Here is a 1,842-nt window from a genome sequence, read left to right on the forward strand (position 1 = left end):
CCTAATACATAAAAGATCAAGACAAGCCCTAACCCAGCCCCTAAGATATTTACATTGAATTCTCCTAACGGCGGATTATTTGAAATAACCAAAGATTGAAGCTTAATAACTTCTGTTTTCGATAATTTCAAAATTACGTCATTACAACTATTTTCATTCCCATTAGTATTCACAATGGGATGACATAATTTAGTTGTAATATCAAAGTCATCTTCCATACTAGCTACTCTGCTAAATCAAGGAACATTTCAACGTTATACCCAAATGTCATTTACCCTGTTTTTTTATCAGGATATCTAAAGGAACGCTTATAACCTGAAATACGACAAACTAGTTCATTAATATCAAATTATTTTGATTTAGCTTCTGAAATAAGCACAAATATTTGATCATAAGCAATTTCAAGATTGCCATATTTATTTACCGCAAAAGAATTCGGATGATATAAATATTGCCCTGCGGAATATGGCAATTGACCTTCTTTTAATGGAATGGAAATTTCAATATTTTGTCGACCTTTATGTAATAATCCAATTTGATAATAACGTTTTATCGCTTCATCTTTTTTATTACCATTTTCATCTTTTTTAAAAAATTCCTTTTCTAAAACCCGAACATCACTTTCTTCAATTTCAACCATTAATAAATATCTTGAATCTACCGTTATCATTGCCATATTTAATTCTCTCTTTATTAAGCGACCAGCATTAAATGATTTCTTTCTCTATACCAGTTTGGTTTTTCAACAATATAAGGTTTAATTTCACGCACATTACGCACCACCACACTAGGAAATAAAGACACGTTATATTCATCCGCAATATCAATACCGATTTTACGTAAACGTGCTCGATGAACTTGTACTTGTTTTTTATTTAAATCAAAGCGCTCACCTAACGTCCATGAATACGCATAAAAAGCCGTTGTATTAGCAGCTCGGGTACTATCAACAATACCTTTTTCAATTAATTCATTTGCTACCGTTTTTATATCCATGTTCGTCACCGATAATTTCTCTGGTAATGCGATAAACTCATTTAATAACGTTTTTAATTCATCAAATTCTGAATAACCCCAATAACATAATTTATATCGCTGTAAATATTTGCCATGTAATTTCAATTCAAATCTGACTATGCCTTCTAATACCAAGTATTCATATAACATCTTTAAATATTTATATTCCTGACTTTCATTTCCAAATTTATTTTCTATTTTCTTCATTGAGTGAATTAATAAATCATGCGCCTTACAATAAACACTGGGATAAATTAAATGAGCATTACCTAATTTCGATAACCAATCACACGTCATACCATTGGTATGTAACCGAGGGATCGAATTTCTAAAACGGAGTGTCGACATTCCCCGAATAAACGCCCTTTCATTGTCATAACCTACTGCAATATTTTGATTGATATGTATTTCTTTAATTAATGCGCCATTCCAAACGTGCCCCGCTACTGTACCCTCTGGAGACTGACGCAATTTAAAACGAGCCCCTTTTGAAAACGGCGGTAATCCTAAAGAACATAAAATACCATTAAAAACATCAAAACATTCATCAACAGATTGACAGCCAAATACATTATCCAATTTCCCCCATCGAGACGGATTACCACTCATAATCAATACAGAACCGCGTATCCTTATATTGACCAAATCACAAAATGATCCCTCATGACAAAAATTTGGCTGAGTCAATTCAAAGGCCTCTCCCGTATCAATCCGTATACGTTGATAAGCTACGTCCCCTAACATCGGTAACGGAAAAATAAAGTCCTGTTCTGCTTTCAGCCAATCGTATTACATTTTAAACTTTTAAAATTTTAAACAATAAAT

Annotated in this window: 3 protein-coding genes; all 3 read right to left on the bottom strand. The window is 32.5% G+C overall.

The window, feature by feature from the left end; all coding sequences use genetic code 11:
- Nucleotides 1–218: hypothetical protein (locus G468_RS0117410; protein WP_026824083.1), on the bottom strand; the 218-nt coding region annotated here is incomplete at its 3' end.
- Between the two features lie 131 nt (nt 219–349).
- Nucleotides 350–676 (bottom strand): single-stranded DNA-binding protein, encoded by a 327-nt coding sequence (locus G468_RS0117415; RefSeq protein ID WP_026824084.1) that lies wholly within the window; start codon nt 674–676, stop codon nt 350–352.
- Between the two features lie 17 nt (nt 677–693).
- Nucleotides 694–1,761 carry a phage/plasmid replication domain-containing protein gene (locus tag G468_RS0117420; RefSeq protein WP_071846919.1) on the bottom strand — a complete coding sequence of 356 codons (1,068 nt, stop codon included), beginning with the start codon at nt 1,759–1,761 and terminating at the stop codon, nt 694–696.
- Nucleotides 1,762–1,842: the final 81 nt, after the last annotated feature.

It is taken from the genome of Arsenophonus nasoniae DSM 15247, assembly GCF_000429565.1.
In the GTDB taxonomy this organism is placed as follows: domain Bacteria; phylum Pseudomonadota; class Gammaproteobacteria; order Enterobacterales; family Enterobacteriaceae; genus Arsenophonus; species Arsenophonus nasoniae.

Coding starts and splice junctions, on each gene's coding strand:
- G468_RS0117415 (WP_026824084.1), bottom strand. CDS start 676: ATGGCAATGATAACGGTAGATTCAAGATATTTATTAATGGTTGAAATT.
- G468_RS0117420 (WP_071846919.1), bottom strand. CDS start 1,761: ATGTTAGGGGACGTAGCTTATCAACGTATACGGATTGATACGGGAGAG.